The sequence below is a fragment of the Pontibacter ruber genome (assembly GCF_023630205.1).
GTDB classification, from domain to species: Bacteria; Bacteroidota; Bacteroidia; order Cytophagales; family Hymenobacteraceae; genus Pontibacter; species Pontibacter ruber.
This window is the reverse complement of the sequence record NZ_JALPRR010000004.1, coordinates 62,333-77,475: the sequence shown is the minus strand read 5'-3', so window position 1 is coordinate 77,475 and position 15,143 is coordinate 62,333. Positions and strand designations below refer to the sequence as shown.

At 49.3% G+C, this 15,143-nt stretch carries 17 protein-coding genes; 10 read left to right on the top strand and 7 right to left on the bottom strand.

Annotated elements, in window-relative coordinates:
* Positions 1 to 2: 2 nt before the first annotated feature.
* Positions 3 to 521 (bottom strand): gamma carbonic anhydrase family protein, encoded by a 519-nt coding sequence (locus MJ611_RS16960; protein ID WP_250431529.1) that lies wholly within the window; start codon positions 519 to 521, stop codon positions 3 to 5.
* A gap of 237 nt (positions 522 to 758) precedes the next feature.
* On the bottom strand, positions 759 to 1,742 hold the full coding sequence (locus MJ611_RS16955; protein WP_250431527.1) for a radical SAM protein: 984 nt from the start codon (positions 1,740 to 1,742) through the stop codon (positions 759 to 761).
* A gap of 352 nt (positions 1,743 to 2,094) precedes the next feature.
* Between MJ611_RS16955 and MJ611_RS16950 the strand changes: the two genes are divergently transcribed.
* The 3 genes from MJ611_RS16950 (at position 2,095) to MJ611_RS16940 (ending at position 3,909) form a co-directional block, all read left to right on the top strand.
* On the top strand, positions 2,095 to 2,484 hold the full coding sequence (locus MJ611_RS16950) for a RidA family protein (protein WP_250431526.1): 390 nt from the start codon (positions 2,095 to 2,097) through the stop codon (positions 2,482 to 2,484).
* Positions 2,485 to 2,528: 44 nt separating this feature from the next.
* The gene (locus MJ611_RS16945; RefSeq protein ID WP_250431524.1) at positions 2,529 to 2,834 is read left to right on the top strand and encodes a DUF1871 family protein; all 306 of its coding nucleotides are present in this window, start codon (positions 2,529 to 2,531) and stop codon (positions 2,832 to 2,834) included.
* Between the two features lie 472 nt (positions 2,835 to 3,306).
* Positions 3,307 to 3,909: a porin family protein gene (locus tag MJ611_RS16940; protein WP_250431522.1), complete on the top strand. Its 603-nt coding sequence runs from the start codon at positions 3,307 to 3,309 to the stop codon at positions 3,907 to 3,909.
* A gap of 74 nt (positions 3,910 to 3,983) precedes the next feature.
* On the opposite strand, the gene MJ611_RS16935 is transcribed toward MJ611_RS16940, so the two are convergent.
* A complete protein-coding gene (locus MJ611_RS16935) occupies positions 3,984 to 5,516 on the bottom strand; it encodes an AbgT family transporter (RefSeq protein ID WP_250431520.1) in 1,533 nt (510 codons plus the stop codon).
* A 173-nt stretch (positions 5,517 to 5,689) separates the two neighbouring features.
* On the opposite strand from MJ611_RS16935, the gene MJ611_RS16930 reads away from it, so the two are divergent.
* From MJ611_RS16930 to MJ611_RS16910, 5 genes are all read left to right on the top strand, one after another.
* Entirely contained in the window at positions 5,690 to 6,583 is an 894-nt protein-coding gene (locus MJ611_RS16930; protein ID WP_250431518.1) for a S66 peptidase family protein, read from the top strand.
* A 104-nt stretch (positions 6,584 to 6,687) separates the two neighbouring features.
* Complete coding sequence (locus MJ611_RS16925) at positions 6,688 to 7,467, top strand: arylamine N-acetyltransferase family protein (RefSeq protein WP_250431517.1); 780 nt, start codon at positions 6,688 to 6,690, stop codon at positions 7,465 to 7,467.
* A gap of 88 nt (positions 7,468 to 7,555) precedes the next feature.
* Positions 7,556 to 8,116, top strand: coding sequence for a sugar O-acetyltransferase (locus tag MJ611_RS16920; protein WP_250431515.1), 561 nt, complete (start codon positions 7,556 to 7,558; stop codon positions 8,114 to 8,116).
* Positions 8,117 to 8,163: 47 nt separating this feature from the next.
* Positions 8,164 to 9,108, top strand: a complete 945-nt coding sequence (locus MJ611_RS16915) for an alpha/beta hydrolase (RefSeq protein WP_250431513.1) — start codon at positions 8,164 to 8,166, stop codon at positions 9,106 to 9,108.
* A 65-nt stretch (positions 9,109 to 9,173) separates the two neighbouring features.
* Complete coding sequence (locus tag MJ611_RS16910; RefSeq protein WP_250431511.1) at positions 9,174 to 9,800, top strand: class I SAM-dependent methyltransferase; 627 nt, start codon at positions 9,174 to 9,176, stop codon at positions 9,798 to 9,800.
* 309 nt (positions 9,801 to 10,109) lie between these two features.
* On the opposite strand, the gene MJ611_RS16905 is transcribed toward MJ611_RS16910, so the two are convergent.
* On the bottom strand, positions 10,110 to 10,817 hold the full coding sequence (locus tag MJ611_RS16905; protein WP_250431509.1) for an endonuclease III domain-containing protein: 708 nt from the start codon (positions 10,815 to 10,817) through the stop codon (positions 10,110 to 10,112).
* A gap of 186 nt (positions 10,818 to 11,003) precedes the next feature.
* On the opposite strand from MJ611_RS16905, the gene MJ611_RS16900 reads away from it, so the two are divergent.
* Both MJ611_RS16900 and MJ611_RS16895 read left to right on the top strand, forming a co-directional pair.
* The gene (locus MJ611_RS16900; RefSeq protein ID WP_250431506.1) at positions 11,004 to 11,705 is read left to right on the top strand and encodes an MBL fold metallo-hydrolase; all 702 of its coding nucleotides are present in this window, start codon (positions 11,004 to 11,006) and stop codon (positions 11,703 to 11,705) included.
* Positions 11,706 to 11,891: 186 nt separating this feature from the next.
* On the top strand, positions 11,892 to 12,551 hold the full coding sequence (locus tag MJ611_RS16895; protein ID WP_250431504.1) for a DUF2238 domain-containing protein: 660 nt from the start codon (positions 11,892 to 11,894) through the stop codon (positions 12,549 to 12,551).
* A gap of 19 nt (positions 12,552 to 12,570) precedes the next feature.
* On the opposite strand, the gene MJ611_RS16890 is transcribed toward MJ611_RS16895, so the two are convergent.
* The 3 genes from MJ611_RS16890 to MJ611_RS16880 form a co-directional block, all read right to left on the bottom strand.
* On the bottom strand, positions 12,571 to 12,954 hold the full coding sequence (locus tag MJ611_RS16890) for a hypothetical protein (RefSeq protein WP_250431503.1): 384 nt from the start codon (positions 12,952 to 12,954) through the stop codon (positions 12,571 to 12,573).
* 156 nt (positions 12,955 to 13,110) lie between these two features.
* Complete coding sequence (locus MJ611_RS16885; protein ID WP_250431501.1) at positions 13,111 to 13,827, bottom strand: OmpA family protein; 717 nt, start codon at positions 13,825 to 13,827, stop codon at positions 13,111 to 13,113.
* 313 nt (positions 13,828 to 14,140) lie between these two features.
* Positions 14,141 to 14,920 carry an OmpA family protein gene (locus MJ611_RS16880; protein ID WP_250431499.1) on the bottom strand — a complete coding sequence of 260 codons (780 nt, stop codon included), beginning with the start codon at positions 14,918 to 14,920 and terminating at the stop codon, positions 14,141 to 14,143.
* Positions 14,921 to 15,143 lie beyond the last annotated feature (223 nt).

The following is a 15,143-nucleotide window of genomic DNA, read 5'->3' as shown; positions in this document are numbered from 1 at the left end:
TTTTACTCTTTGCCGGTAAACCACCCGCTGTACATCACGTAATTGCCGGCTGTCTTTTTCATACCTTCTATCTGCGCCTCGCTCACCTGCTTTACCTTCTTGGCCGGTATACCCGCATAAATGTAGCCCGATTCGCACACGGTATTCTCCAGCACAATAGCGCCTGCCGCCACAATGCAGTTCTCCTGCACCAGGGCATTGTCCATCACAATGGCTCCCATCCCGATCAGCACGTTGTCTTCGACGGTGCAGCCGTGCACAATGGCGTTGTGCCCGACCGAGACGTTGTTGCCAATGGTAGTGGCAGCTTTCTCGTAAGTACAGTGGATCACGGCGCCGTCCTGGATATTGGTCTTGTTGCCGATCCGGATAGCATTCACATCGCCGCGGATCACGGCATTGAACCACACCGAGCACTCATCGCCCATAATTACATCACCTACAATCGTGGCATTTTCGGCTATAAAGCAATCGTCGCCCATCTGGGGCCTTACCCCTTTTACCGGAAGTATAACTGGCATTTTATTTTTATTATGAATTATGAATTACGAATTATGAATTGGAAGTTGCTTTGAAGTATATTTTCGCTTCGACCTCTTTTCCGCCCTTGTTGGTGCTCTCACTAACAAGTCTTACTTCAGCGGCCATTGTGCTTGCTGGTGAAAACACGCAGCAAGGCAAAGGCACTACCCAAGGCATAATAAACAACACTTGCCTTAAGTCTTGTGTCTAAAATCTAGTATCTAACGCCTAGCATCTTAAAACGGTAGCAGGCGTTTCCATGTGCCTTTTTCCAGATTATACTTCAGCGTGCTGGGCAGGGCTTTCCAAAAGTACTTGTTTACTTCTACGGCAAAGCTGGGCTGCATGTAGCAGTTGATGGTGCAACCCTCACACTCAGGCAACCTTCCCTCCTGCCGCTTCAGTTCCTCCACCTCCTGGCTCAGGTATAGTTCGTGCAGCTTGCCCTGTATCGGGAAGCTTTTCGTGCCAAGGTGGTAGCAAGGCAACACCAGCTCGTTCTCCGGCGAAATGACCAAGGTCGTGCTGGCTGCTTTACAAACCGGATCGGCTGTGTGGTTGCCTCCATCGCGGCGCAACTGAATAAAGCCATCGTTGAGGTATACACCTTTGCGCTTGCCGAAAGCTAGCAGGTAGTCCAGCTCTGTTTCTGTTAGCCGCTCTCCTACCGCCACCTCGTTGTATTCAAAAGCTGGGTTGATGATGAGCATGAGCTTGTTGGGCTGCGTGATCTTCTGATACACCTCTTCCAGCTGGTCCAGGTTATCCCGGAACACCGTGAACAGGATATCCGGACGCTCTCCCAGCCGCTTGGCCACATCTATTGATTCCATTACAAAATCGTAGCAGGCAATGCCTCGGCCTGTGTCGTGCTCCTCTTTCGAGGCCGAATCCAGGGAGAAGTGCAGCATGTCCACCTGCCCTTTCAGGCGATCGGCCAGTTTGGGGTAGAGCAGCCCGTTAGTAGTGAGGGTCGTGATAAAGCCCATCTCGTGCGCCATCCGCAGGAATACATCGATCTCGCGGTGCAACAACGGTTCGCCGCCTGTAAAGTCGATCACCTGCACGCCCAACCGTTTCAGGTCGCGCAGGTTCTGGGCTACGTCTTCCCGGGTGATGTAAGGTGAAGGCTTCTCCCAAATGTCGCAGAACGAGCACTTTGCGTTACAGCGGTAGGTAACGTAGTAGTTGCAAAGTACAGGCTTGGACCGAAGGCGCATCTGGTAGAATTACGAATTAATAATTACGAATTACGAATTCAAAATTAGGCATTATGGGTGAAGTATGTTTACTGTTGATTGGTAAATGGCTAAATTGTTGGATGGTTGAATTGTTGATTGCTGATTGTTGTTTGTTGAATGGCTAGATTATTAAATTGTCTGAATCAGGATTTACAGGATGAATGAAGGATCAACAGGATTAGGATCAAAACCCTATTTTATACTTCAGCTGCCTTTTCTCGACGCTGTCGATGTTCTCACCAACAAGTTATACTTCAGCAACCGTTTTGCTTGCTGGTGAAGACACGCAGCAAGGGTAACAACTTTTAACTTTCTAACTCAAAACAACTCTATGAAAAGACAAAACATTTCATCCGGCGCTGTGTGGGAAGATATTGTGGGATACAGCCGTGCCGTGCGCATTGGCAACCTTGTAGAAGTAGCCGGCACTACCGCTACCGAAGGCGAAGAAATCGTAGGCAAAGGCGACGCGTACGAGCAGACAAAATATACGCTGCAGAAAATTGAGGAGGCCTTGATACAAGCCGGCGCCACCTTGCAGGACGTGATCCGCACCCGAATTTTCGTGACCGACATCAGCCAGTGGGAAGCAGTAGGACGTGCGCACGGCGAGTTTTTCAGAAGTATAAAACCTGCCTCTACCATGGTAGAAGTCAAAGCCCTCATCCACCCCGACCTGCTCGTAGAGATCGAAGCGACAGCTGTGATGGGTGGGTTATAGAGGCAATTACTTTAGCTGTTAGTAAACAGTAAAGAAAAGTGTGTATGGTTGGAATGGACAAAACTCTTAAAGAAGAATACAAAGAAGCTTTTCTTCAGATAAGGCAAGTTGTAAACAGTATTGACCCAATGGGGCTTGTAGACTGGTGTGGACCTGAAGAATATGACGCAGAGGTTTCGGAGATTTTATCCAAGCTGCGTGCATGTAAAACGGAAGGAGAAATTAGAACAATAGTAATCGATGTTTTCACAAAAAAGTTTGATGACCCAGGGAACTTAGATCTATATAATAATGTGGGCCAAGACTTAATGAGAGTTAAACGCTCCCACAGTTGGTTGAATGTTAGCTAGAACTTAAAAAGAAGTAAAACTCCTACTGCTAACCCTGCACAATAGGTAAACCCATTGACACGGATAAAGGAATTAAGCAGTTGAAATTAGCTGCAGAGCAGGAATGGCTAATGGCTATCGCTGACTTATCTTATTTTGCCTACTATGGCATAGGAATGACTGCTGATAAGGATTTGCATTATCGCTACTTGAGAAGGTGAATAGGCTAAATGACAATCGCTATGTTGCCGTCCTGAATAATTTGAGAACTACATGAGACTACATGTAATAAGCAGGAGTATAAACTGAAGCCTTGGCTGTGCCCTAGCTATACTTCCACAATCCCTATCCTTCCATACTCCACCTGCGCATAATCCTATAAAACCACATATTATACCCTATATTTCCACTGCTGCGTACTAAAAAGCTATTTGTTTGTCGTTATCTCTGAAAGTTTAAAAGAGATACAGTTTTCAACTTAACTCGAATAGCTATGAAGCACATACTTTTAACCATACTTGCCTGTTTTGCCATTAGTATGGCGGCACAGGCGCAACTTTCAGTGGGTATAAAAGCAGGGATAGGCGCCTCTAACGTAGATGTAAACGAGGTAAAGAACAACCCCTGGCAGTACAAAGATTCCGAGAACATAACCGGCTACCATGCCGGTGCTTTCGCACGCCTGCAGATACTGGGTATTTTTGTGCAGCCGGAGGCGGTGCTGTCTTCTACCGGTGGTAAAGTGGACTTCTTTAACGACCAGACCGCCGAGACAACTACAGAAAAATTCAAGTTTACCCGACTGGATGTGCCCCTGCTGGCAGGTATAAACCTGTTTAATGTAGCCCGGGTGCAGGCGGGGCCAGTGGCGTCGGTGCTGCTGAGCGCGCGGCAGGAAGGCAAAACCATGGACAATTACCTGCAGGAAGCCGACTGGGGCTGGCAGGCTGGCGTGGGTGTGGACATTTCGCGCCTGACCCTGGACCTGCGCTATGAGCGCGTAAACCGCAACTATACCAACGATGCACAGCAAAGCAGCTACGAGCTTGCCAACAAGCAGGTATTGCTCAGTGTGGGGTATAAACTCTTCCAGTAAGGTATAATACCAAAACAGAAGGGGCGGCTCATACTTTATGAGCCGCCCCTTCTGTTTTAATAATTAGCCAATCACTATGGCTTCGGCATGTACATTTCCGCACCGGGGCCAAGTGGCAGGTCCAGCAAGATCCAGATGATGAACAGGATGGTCCAGCCGATGAAAAAGGCAACCGTATACGGCAGCATTGTGGAGATCACGGTACCAATGCCGGCTTTCTTGTCGTAGCGTTGAATAAAGGCTACGATCAGGGCGAAGTACGACATCATAGGCGAGATAATGTTGGTCACGCTATCGCCGATGCGGTAAGCTGTTTGTGTAAACTCTGGCGTGTAGCCCAGCAGCATGAACATCGGGATGAATACCGGCGCCATGATGGCCCATTTGGCAGAGGCCGATCCCATGATCATGTTGATCGTAGCCGCCACCATAATAAAGGTGATCATCAGCGGAATGCCACTCAGGCCCAGTGTTTTTAACACACCGGCGCCGTTAATGGCAAGTATAAGCCCGAGGTTGGTCCAGTTGAAATAAGCCACAAACTGCGCCGCAAAGAACACCAGTACAATGTAAGAACCCAGCGTTTCCATGGATTTGGCCATGCCGCGCATCACGTCGCTGTCGTTTCGGATGGTTTTAGCACCTATACCGTAAGCTACACCCGCTATACCGGCCAACAGAAAAATAAACGCCACAATGCCCGACATGAACGGAGAGTGCAGGATCTCGCCCGTTTTCGGATCGCGCAGGTAGCCGCCTTCCGGTATCAGCCCGCCAAGTATAAAAGCCACCATCAGCAGCACCGCTATGGTCGCGTAAAGGATGCCGCGTTTTTCCTGCGGGCTTAGCCTGTCAATACTTTGCGGTTTCTCGTCGCCTTCGTATTCGCCCAAACGCGGAATCACAACCTTTTCTGTTATCCAGGTACCCAAAGCGGAGATAATGAAGGTAGACACGAACATGAAATAATAGTTGGCAGCCGGGTTCACGGCATAGTTCGGGTCGATGATCTTGGCAGCCTCCGTAGACAAACCTGCCAGCAGCGGATCTACGGTGCCCAGCAGCAGGTTGGCGCTGTAGCCACCCGACACACCGGCAAAAGCAGCCGCCAGACCAGCCAGCGGATGACGGCCAGCCGCCAGGAAGATCACTGCCGCCAAAGGTACCAGCAACACATATCCCACTTCAGAAGCCGTGTTAGAAATTACGCCCGCAAAAACAATCACAAACGTGAGCAGGCGCTTAGGCGACGAGAGCACCACCAGCCGCAGCACCGCCCCGATCAATCCGGTGCCTTCTGCTATACCAATGCCCAGCAACGAAACCAGTACGGTACCCAGCGGCGCGAAGCCTGTGAAATTGGTTACCATCTGTGTCAGTATGCGATGCAATCCGTCACGGGAGAGCAGGTTAACCGGTGTTACCGTTTCGCCGGTACCCGGGTGCACTACGGCCATATCAAACTGGCTGGCTATCCAGGAGAGGATGATAACGAGGAGCGCAAAGCCGGCAAAAAGGGTTGCAGGATGTGGCAGGGCATTGCCAATGCGTTCAACTACCGAGAGGAACTTATCGACACCGGATTTCTTCTTTTCTACTTCGATCATAAAGAGGTTAGTGTTAAGGCAGAGGGCATTTGGCGCAGGAAGATCGGTGTTGCACCACTATGTATAAACCCTTTCCGATTTTTATTGAAGTCTTTAATTTGGCCAAAAAATGGCGGCTACGCAAATTTTAAGCAAAAACCTCTAACTTAGCCAGCTGTCAAAACACCACATTTATGATCGCACCACTTCGCCCGGGAGACAGGATTGCCATACTTTCCACGGCCCGAAAAATAAGTAGAGAAGAGATAGAGGCCGCCATCCAAACCTTGCAGCAGTGGGGGCTGGAGGTAGTGCTGGGGCAAACGATTGGTGCCAGCTATAACCAGTTTGCCGGTGACGATGCCCTGCGCCTGCAGGACCTGCAACAGGCGCTGGATGATCCGGAAACAAAAGCCATTGTGTGTGCACGCGGCGGCTACGGCACCACCCGCATCATAGACCAGGTAAACTTCAACCAATTTGAGACAGTGCCCAAATGGCTGGTAGGCTTTAGCGATGTTACCACCCTGCACAGCCATGTCCATAACTTTGGCATAGAAACCATACATGCACTCATGCCGGTATTGTTTGCAAAGCCGGGCACGGAGGCAGCGAAAGAAACCCTGCGCAGAGCCTTGTTTGGAGAAGAACTGCAGTACCAGGTGGCGCCGCACAAGTTTAACCGCAGCGGCCAGGCCGAAGGCAGGTTGGTAGGCGGCAACCTCTCCATGCTGCACACGCTCACCGGCACCCGCTCCGATATTGATACCAACGGCAAGATCCTGTTCCTCGAGGACCTGGACGAGTACCTTTACCACATCGACCGCATGATGGTGCATCTCGACCGCTCGGGCAAGCTCAGCGGCCTTGCCGGCCTCATCGTGGGCCACATGAGCGACATGCACGACAACGCCATCCCCTTTGGCAAAGACGCTTACGAGATCATCCTGGAGCACACCGGCAAGTATAACTACCCTGTTTGCTACGGCTTCCCGGTAGGCCACGAGCCCGACAACCACGCCATGATCTGCGGCCGCAAAGCAAGGCTGACCGTAACGGAGCAGGGCGCGCGGCTGGAGTATGTGTAAGGCTGATTTATACTTTGAAAGGAGGCAAATCGGGAATGATGTAAAGTATAAACTCCGGCCGTTATACATTGGTTGAAGTACAAAGCACACTAAAGAAGACGCACATGAACCATCAGGCATACTTGGATCGGATCGGTTATTCCGGTGAATTGGCACCCACGCTCGGTGTGCTTCAGCAGTTACAAAAGACACACCTGTTACAAGTTCCTTTTGAAAATCTGGATATTCATCAGGGTGTCCCGATTGAATTGGATACTGACAAAATCTTTAACAAGATTGTGCTGCAAAAAAGGGGTGGGTTTTGCTATGAGCTAAACGGTTTATTTTTTGAATTACTCACTTCACTAGGCTTCAATGCCAGGAGGATTTCCGCGAGAGTATACGCTGCCAACGAAGGAGACTATACCCCTGAATATGATCATATGGCTCTAATCGTATTTGTTGATGGAGAAGATTACCTGAGCGATGTAGGCTTTGGAGAATTTAGCTTTGCGCCTTTAAGAATTATTTTAGACCAAATACAAACCGATGAAAGAGGTAACTACACATTCGACAAGTATGATGAAAGCTGTTACCGGGTAAGCAGGATTGAAAATGATGTGATCATACCAGAATACATATTCCGGAAAACAGAAAGGCAGCTCAACGAATTTGCCGGGATGTGCCACTTTCATCAGACCGACCCAGCCTCGCATTTCAGGCAAAAGAAACTTATAACACGCCCGACAGAGCAAGGTAGAATTACGCTAGCGGCAGATAAACTAAAGGTCAAAGAAAGCGGTAAGACAACTGAAGTAGTTCTGAAAGGCACAGCAGAATACGGGGAATACCTCTGGAAGTACTTCAGCATAAAGATACCTGCCACCAATAGCAATCAAAAGTAGTAGTGTCGTGTACCTATACTTTGGTATGAACTAAAAGGCAGGTGATAATTACTTTATACTTCCGGGAAGCTACTCATAACCTTACGCCATGAAATCAGAAAAGGAAAAAATGCTTGCCGGTGAGCTGTACAATGCACTCGATCCGCAACTCTCCGAAGAACGACTGCAAGCCCGGCTGCTCCTCAAAGCCCTGAATGACGCACGTGAAGACCAAACAGAAGAGCGTACGCGCATACTAAGAGAGTTGATCCCAAATACAAAAGCCGGTTTGTGGCTGCAGCCTCCTTTCTACTGCGACTATGGCTATAACATTGTAACCGGCGAGAATGTGTTCTTTAACTTCAACTGTGTGGTGCTGGATGTGGCGCAGGTTACCATTGGCAGCCGTACCTTGTTTGGCCCCAATGTGCAGGCCTACACGGCTACACACCCGATGAACTACAAAGAAAGAGCTACTGGGCTGGAGTTTGCGAAGCCTATCGTGATCGGGGAAGATGTATGGATCGGAGGCAGCGTCGTGATCTGTCCGGGTGTGACCATCGGAGACCGTACTGTAATTGGTGCTGGCAGCGTTGTTACCAAAGACATACCTGCTGATGTGTTTGCTGCTGGCAACCCTTGTCGAGTTATCCGGCCTCTGGAGCAGTAAAATGCTTGTTCTGCTGGCAAGGTGCAGCGCGTTAAAAATATAAACCGATGAAAACATACTTGCTCCTGTTTCTGATCACCTGTTTCAATATTGGCTGTACCATGCAAAGTGCAAACGCCCAAGCACCAACAGTGTCCAGCGGGAAGATCGAGCAGATTGAAAACTTTAAGTCCAGGTTCATCTCGCCCCGGAATGTAGATGTGTGGCTACCGGATGGGTATAGCAGCAACGAGAAGTATGCAGTACTTTACATGCACGACGGGCAGATGCTCTTCGACGCTGCCCTCACCTGGAACAACCAGGAATGGGGAGTAGATGAGACAATCGGCAAACTGATAAAAGAACAGAAGATCGACAAGTGCATTGTGGTTGGCGTATGGAACTCAGGAAAGAGCAGGCATTCGGATTACTTTCCGCAGAAACCTTTCGAGCGCCTCTCCCAAACGTTCCGCGACTCCCTGCTCCAGGAGTATGGCACCACCTTATTCCCGACAAAGATCCAGTCCGATAATTACCTGAAATTTCTGGTAAAAGAGCTCAAGCCCTACATCGACAGCACTTACGCCACTTATCCCGACAAGGCGCATACCTTTATTGCGGGCTCCAGTATGGGAGGTCTCATTTCGCTATACGCCATCTGCGAATACCCGGAAGTGTTCGGCGGGGCAGCCTGCATATCCACGCATTGGCCGGGTATATTCACGGACGAGGATAACCCGATTCCGGCAGCCTTTATCGATTACCTGAAGCAGCGGTTGCCGGATCCGGCTACGCACAAGTTATACTTTGATTATGGCACCGAGACGCTGGACGCCATGTACGAGCCCTACCAGCTGCAGGCAGATGCTTTGATGAAGTGCAAAGGGTATAACGACAAAAACTGGAAAACCCTGAAATTTACAGGAGAGGACCATTCGGAAAACGCCTGGGGGAAGCGGCTGCACATACCCGTCACTTTTCTTTTAGGAAAGGGCAAAAGCAGCAAACAATAACGTATGATAACACAGGTTAAAGCCGTACTGGCTACATTCATACAATCAAAGATTCTTAACTGCCTATGAAACCAAGACAAGCCTATAACATCTGGGCCTCGCAATACGATACCAGCGATAACAAAACAAGAGATCTGGAAGGAGTGGCTCTGCGGACCGTGTTAGCAGACATACCTTTTACCAGTTGTCTTGAAATTGGCTGCGGAACAGGCAAGAACACCCAATGGCTGGTAGAAAGGGCAAAACACGTAACAGCAATTGATCTGTCAGAAGAAATGCTGGCAAAGGCCAGGGCAAAAGTTATTTCTGACCACGTACAGTTCCTGCAGGCCGATATCACCAGGAATTGGTCGTTCCGCAACCAGCAATATGACCTGGTCAGCTTTAGTCTTGTGCTGGAGCATATCGAAAACCTGGATCATATTTTCGACGAAACCTCCAGAGCGCTGGTGTCAGGCGGGTACGCATACATCGGCGAACTTCACCCTTTCAAACAATACACAGGCTCCAAGGCACGCTTCGACACCGCCGAAGGCCTCCACATCGTAGAGTGCTACACCCACAACGTATCCGACTTCACGCAGGCCGCGAAACAGCATGGGCTAACGCTCGTGGATATCAACGAGCATTTCGACGACAACGACAGAACTTCCATACCAAGAATTCTGACCCTACTTCTGAAGAAGGAGTAACTTTACACACCCCTAGAGCTATGCTCGCTAGTTTCGAACTCGCGTTCTCACTAGTCTGCAAGAGGGGAATCTCCTCCTTTGCTCTGGTTCGTTTATACTTTCATAGATACAGTTTTCCCCCCTCAATTTTTGGCGCGGGAATTATTCCCGTGCTTAGTTATAATGTTGAGTCTCTGACTCAACTGGGCCAGAGGCCCACACGATAGCCAGTTAGAATAGAGGACGCTCGCGTCATAACACAAAGTATAAATCCTGCTATAGTAAAGGTCCCCCCATTCGTAATTCGTCATTAGTAATTCGTAATTATCCTCAGACTGCTTTGTCAATTCCCTTCTCCCGCACGTCCTGGTAGTAGTTGCAGATGTGGCGCAGCACGCACTTTTCGCATTTTGGGGTAAACCAGGTGCAGACCTTCTGACCGTGCTTGAGCAGGTGCTTATGAAAGTTATAAAGCTCTACCGGGTCTTTAGGCAGCATGTCCAGCAAAATCTGGTGCGCTTTGTTTGCCGTTACCTTTGCCCCGATCAGCCCGACCCGCTGGCTCACCCGGAACACATGCGTATCCACAGGCAGCACCGGCTTTTTGAAGTTGAAGAGCAGCAACAAGGTAGCGGTTTTAAGCCCCACGCCCGGTATGCGGGTAAGCCAGGCAATTGCTTCATCTACCGGCATGTTCTGCAGGAAATCGATGTTGATCTCGCCGCGCTCCTCTTTTATCATGCGCAGCGCCTGCTGTATCTGGGGGGCTTTTTGTCCGGGCCAGCGTGTGGTGCTGATGGCGTCGGCCAGCTCTTCAAACGGGGCCTGCATAATGCCTTCCCAGTCTCCGAAGCGTTCCATCATGGTATAATAGGCCTTCTCCTCATCCGCATGATTGGTGCGGTGCGAAAGCATGGTAGATATCAGCTCGTGCATGGGGTCGCGGCGGGGCTCCAGCTTCAGTACTTTGTACTCCTTGTTCAGGAGTTCGTGTGTAAGTATAGCCTTCTCTTCGGCTGGCAACAGGTGTGCATCCATAGGCAGTGTTATGTGCTTACACTTTACGGGCAGCCAGCATTTCTGTTAAGTTCAGCTACCAGGCCCTGGTACAGCTACTGATTTTATACTTTGCGCAACACAAACTGTACTTTATTCATAACAATTTATAAGTATAAACGCTATATGCTTTAGCCGTTCCGACAACCGGTGAAGGCGAAAAGGGAAATGGAACAGACGATGCAAATTAAATTCCTGGGTACCGGTGGGGCTTTCGATACCGATTACCTTAACTCGGCAGCCCTGCTGGACTTCAGAGGCAACCACATTCTGATTGATTGTGGTTTTACGGTATACACCACGCTTATCAAGAAAAGCCTGATCAATAAGGTCGATTATATTCTGCTGACGCACCTGCACAACGACCACAGCGGCAGCCTGGCCAACCTGCTGCTGCATAAAAGCATTGTGCAAAAGGCTAAAAAGCCGGTGCTGTTATACCCTTCCGAGCACTTCAGAAAACAGATCGAGGAGTTCCTGGCAATTCAGCTGAAGGACCCGGCAAAGTATGTGGAGTTTATGCCGCTCGACCAGTGGGAGGGCATCAGAGCCATCGATACTTTTGGACAGCACTCCGAAAACTACCAGACCTACGCCTATGTGTTCGATGACAAGTACCGCTTTGTTTACTCCGGAGATCTGGGCAAACCGGAAGCCCTGTTCGACAAGCTGGAAAAACTCCCCTACCTGCCTACCAGCGTTTTCCACGACATTACGTTTGATGCCGCCAACACCGGCCATACTTACTATAAGAAGCTTTTCCCATACCTGATCGGCTACGAGATGTTTGGTTATCACTGCGACCCTTCCCGCAATCCGCCCGATAACCCCATCCGGCTGGTATTTTACGAAAAGGACCTGATGGCCTGATTGATCCGCCTGCGCTTTTCAGTCATTCTTTTATACCGGGGAAGTCGGGTATACTTCTCTCCATTTTACTTTGACAGGTATAACTGAAGTGCTTTCAGGAAAGGAGCCACTTGCTTTTGTATCCTAATCAGGAAAACAAGTGTATTACTTTTAGGTTTATCAGCATACCATCGAAAGCCTGACGCAATGAATGTAACTATACTTACAAAGCCACAAGCCAAAAAGCCATTTTTCCGCAAGCCGCTGCACATGGCATTTGCAGGAGTATTTGCAGTTTTCTGGGCTTACACCGGCCTTACCACCCCTGACCTGATGAACTGGCTGCTGGAGAATACGCTTACGCTTTCGCTCATCATCTTCCTGGTAGCTTTTTACAACATCTTCCGGTTTTCCGATGCCAGCTATACTCTTATCTTCCTGTTCCTGATGTTGCACGTGTACGGCAGCCAGTACCAGTACCCCGATAACCCGCTTGGGGAATGGCTGAAAGACACCTACAAACTTTCCCGCAACCACTACGACCGCTTTGTACACCTTGGCTTCGGACTGCTGTTGGCCTATCCCATGCACGAAGTGCTGGCGTATGGCTTTAAAGTGAAACGCTTTATAAGTTACCTCATGCCGATCGAGATCGTTTTGTCGCTGAGTGCGCTGTACGAGCTGTTGGAGTGGATCGTAGCCGACCTTGTTTTTAAAGGCGACCAGCAGGGAATGGCCTATTTAGGAGCACAGGGTGATGTATGGGATGCCCAGAAAGATATCGGGCTCGCATTTGCGGGAGCTGTGGTGGCAATGAGTATGGCGCTGCTGCTACGCCGGAAAGGGCAGCAAAAGCGCCATGCCTGAAATCCACCCGGGTTATACTTTAGAGGGTAGCGCTCGGTTCGGGTGCCGCATGCTTCAGGTTTATGATGCCTTCTGCCGTTTCAATTTCCAGAGCTCCGTCTATCCAGTCGATCTTTACAAATCCATCGTTGTAGTGCACGTCATTAAACCGGGCATAGTACTCCTGCCGGCCTCGCATGTGCTCTGAAAACTGAGCAAGGTTCATTTTGCGGGCCAGCTTTGCGTCATCACGCAGCGCTTCCTGCACGGTGGCCGGCTCCTTTTCTTCCACTACTTCTTCCACGGGCACAATAGCAGCCTCTTCCTCCGTTTCATCGGGCGCATATGTGCGGGTACGCTCGCAGGCAGTAAATACAAAAGAGATTAACATGCTCAGCAGCGCCATCTGTACTATCTTCTTCATCAATCTAAAATTAAGCTAAGCCTATATTCTGTTAAACAGCATGGATGAAGTACGTGCCGGATTGTGGATTGTTGTAGGTTTTGCAACCATCTGTAAATAAAAAAACCAGCCGTGCTTTGCGGCACGGCTGGTTTAAATTTGAAGCAACTGTAAATCTTACAGTTGGCCTTTTTCAGCGGCTTTTTTCATTTTCTCGTTTGCAAAGATCGCGATCTCTACGCGGCGGTTCTGCTGACGACCTTCAGCTGTGGTGTTATCAGCAATTGGCTGGTCAAACGCATAGCCTTTCGTTGTGATGCGGCTGCGGTCTACACCTTGTGCTGTAGTATAGCTGGCCACAGACTCAGCACGCTGCTCTGACAGGCGCTGGTTCAGCTCACGGCCTCCAGTGTTGTCCGTGTGGCCTTCGATCAGGATGTTTGTATCAGGGTATTTCTGAAGCGTAGCTGCCAGCTGGCTGATCTCAGACTGTGCATTAGATGTTAGTTGGGCAGAGTTTGTAGCGAACAGGATACCAGAATCGAACGTGATTTTGATACCTTCTCCTACACGCTCTACTTTAGCGTTCTCCAAGTCTCGCTGCAGTTCTGCAGCCTGCTTGTCCATGTGGCGACCGATCAGGGCACCGGTTGTACCACCTACAGCAGCACCGATAATAGCACCGGCAGCTGTGTTACCTGCAGCTCTACCGATAAGGCCACCCACTACAGCGCCACCACCGGCACCAATGATACCGCCTTTAGCAGTTTTGCTCATGCCTTTTTTCTGCGTTGTGGTTTCTGTACTTGTGGTAGGTGTCTGATTTTTGTTACAAGAGGTAGAAAGGATACCAAGTATGGCAAAGATGAATAGATAACTTCTTACGTTTTTCATAGTGATCAATATTTAATTCTTAAGTTTTTAACGATTAGATAAATTCAGTGCTTATACTGCAAAGCTACTAAAATGTTTTATTCACCTGCTTACAGTCATCTTGTGTTATTTTGCGGCTCCGGGCATAAAGTATGTATCTGCTATGGTACACAACACCTTATATTACCTATACTTTATAATTAAACGAGCTGCGAAAGCTGAAGTTCTTCAGGAAGCTCCGTAATTGTCGTGAAAAGTAACGTAAAAAGCGCCCTTGGCAGGTGCTTCGGGCGCTTTTCAGGAGTGTATGTAGAATGTATAAAGGAGTTAGTGCTTATTTGATCTCACCGCTTTCCACTGCATTTTTCAGCTCCTCGTTCGCAACGATGATGATCTCTACGCGTCGGTTCTGCTGGCGACCATCCACAGTGTTGTTGTCTGCAATCGGCTGGTCAAAGGCATAGCCTTTGGACTGCATACGACCCGCTTCTACTCCGCGCATGCGGGCATAAGCAGCTACTGCGTCGGCGCGGCGCTCTGACAAGCCCTGGTTTAGCTCACGCGAACCAGTGTTGTCGGTGTGGCCCTCGATGATGATGTTGGTACCTTCATACTTCTGCAGCGTAGCGGCCAATTTCTCGATATCCTTCTTGGCATTTGCACTTAGCTCCGCAGAGTTCACGGCAAACAGAATACCTGAATCAAAATTAACTCGGATGGCTTCGCCAACGCGCTCCACTTTAGCATTCTCCATGCTCTTTTCGAGTTCTTCGGCCTGCTTGTCCATTCTTCTGCCGATCACAGCGCCGGTAGCGCCACCCACGGCAGCCCCAATAATGGCACCAGCCGCTGTGTTACCCATCCTGTTACCGATCACGCCCCCGATCACAGCACCAGAACCGGCCCCGATAATGCCGCCTTTCGTGGTCTTGGTCATACCTTTCTTAGCGCCTTCAGTAGCAGTACCTTCTGTAGTGGTGTTGGTGTCGGTGGTGCTGCCGGTTGCAGTAGAGGTATTGCCTGTACCAGATGTGGTCTGACGGGTGCTCTGGCACGATGAGAACAGCATGGTAACTGCTAAAAGAGATGTCAGCGATAGTTTAACTAGCTTCATAGGGTTGGTTTAGTAAATTGTAAATTATGGTTTGGTTGATTTCGTATTGTAAACAGCTTTTATACTTAGCTACTGTACCCATTACAATACTGATGCCAAACTCTCAAACGAGTAGCTGTTGTTAAAAAATATACCAGCCTCTATATTTTATTTTCCTGATTTTACCTCACAGGAAAAGTACAGGCATAAAAAAGCCTGCCCAGTGCGCTCCGGGCAGGCTTCT

Excerpts from the sequence above, each read along its gene's own strand:
- MJ611_RS16960 (WP_250431529.1), bottom strand. The coding sequence starts at position 521 with ATGCCAGTTATACTTCCGGTAAAAGGGGTAAGGCCCCAGATGGGCGAC.
- MJ611_RS16955 (WP_250431527.1), bottom strand. The coding sequence starts at position 1,742 with ATGCGCCTTCGGTCCAAGCCTGTACTTTGCAACTACTACGTTACCTAC.
- MJ611_RS16950 (WP_250431526.1), top strand. The coding sequence starts at position 2,095 with ATGAAAAGACAAAACATTTCATCCGGCGCTGTGTGGGAAGATATTGTG.
- MJ611_RS16945 (WP_250431524.1), top strand. The coding sequence starts at position 2,529 with ATGGTTGGAATGGACAAAACTCTTAAAGAAGAATACAAAGAAGCTTTT.
- MJ611_RS16940 (WP_250431522.1), top strand. The coding sequence starts at position 3,307 with ATGAAGCACATACTTTTAACCATACTTGCCTGTTTTGCCATTAGTATG.
- MJ611_RS16935 (WP_250431520.1), bottom strand. The coding sequence starts at position 5,516 with ATGATCGAAGTAGAAAAGAAGAAATCCGGTGTCGATAAGTTCCTCTCG.
- MJ611_RS16930 (WP_250431518.1), top strand. The coding sequence starts at position 5,690 with ATGATCGCACCACTTCGCCCGGGAGACAGGATTGCCATACTTTCCACG.
- MJ611_RS16925 (WP_250431517.1), top strand. The coding sequence starts at position 6,688 with ATGAACCATCAGGCATACTTGGATCGGATCGGTTATTCCGGTGAATTG.
- MJ611_RS16920 (WP_250431515.1), top strand. The coding sequence starts at position 7,556 with ATGAAATCAGAAAAGGAAAAAATGCTTGCCGGTGAGCTGTACAATGCA.
- MJ611_RS16915 (WP_250431513.1), top strand. The coding sequence starts at position 8,164 with ATGAAAACATACTTGCTCCTGTTTCTGATCACCTGTTTCAATATTGGC.
- MJ611_RS16910 (WP_250431511.1), top strand. The coding sequence starts at position 9,174 with ATGAAACCAAGACAAGCCTATAACATCTGGGCCTCGCAATACGATACC.
- MJ611_RS16905 (WP_250431509.1), bottom strand. The coding sequence starts at position 10,817 with ATGGATGCACACCTGTTGCCAGCCGAAGAGAAGGCTATACTTACACAC.
- MJ611_RS16900 (WP_250431506.1), top strand. The coding sequence starts at position 11,004 with ATGGAACAGACGATGCAAATTAAATTCCTGGGTACCGGTGGGGCTTTC.
- MJ611_RS16895 (WP_250431504.1), top strand. The coding sequence starts at position 11,892 with ATGAATGTAACTATACTTACAAAGCCACAAGCCAAAAAGCCATTTTTC.
- MJ611_RS16890 (WP_250431503.1), bottom strand. The coding sequence starts at position 12,954 with ATGAAGAAGATAGTACAGATGGCGCTGCTGAGCATGTTAATCTCTTTT.
- MJ611_RS16885 (WP_250431501.1), bottom strand. The coding sequence starts at position 13,827 with ATGAAAAACGTAAGAAGTTATCTATTCATCTTTGCCATACTTGGTATC.
- MJ611_RS16880 (WP_250431499.1), bottom strand. The coding sequence starts at position 14,920 with ATGAAGCTAGTTAAACTATCGCTGACATCTCTTTTAGCAGTTACCATG.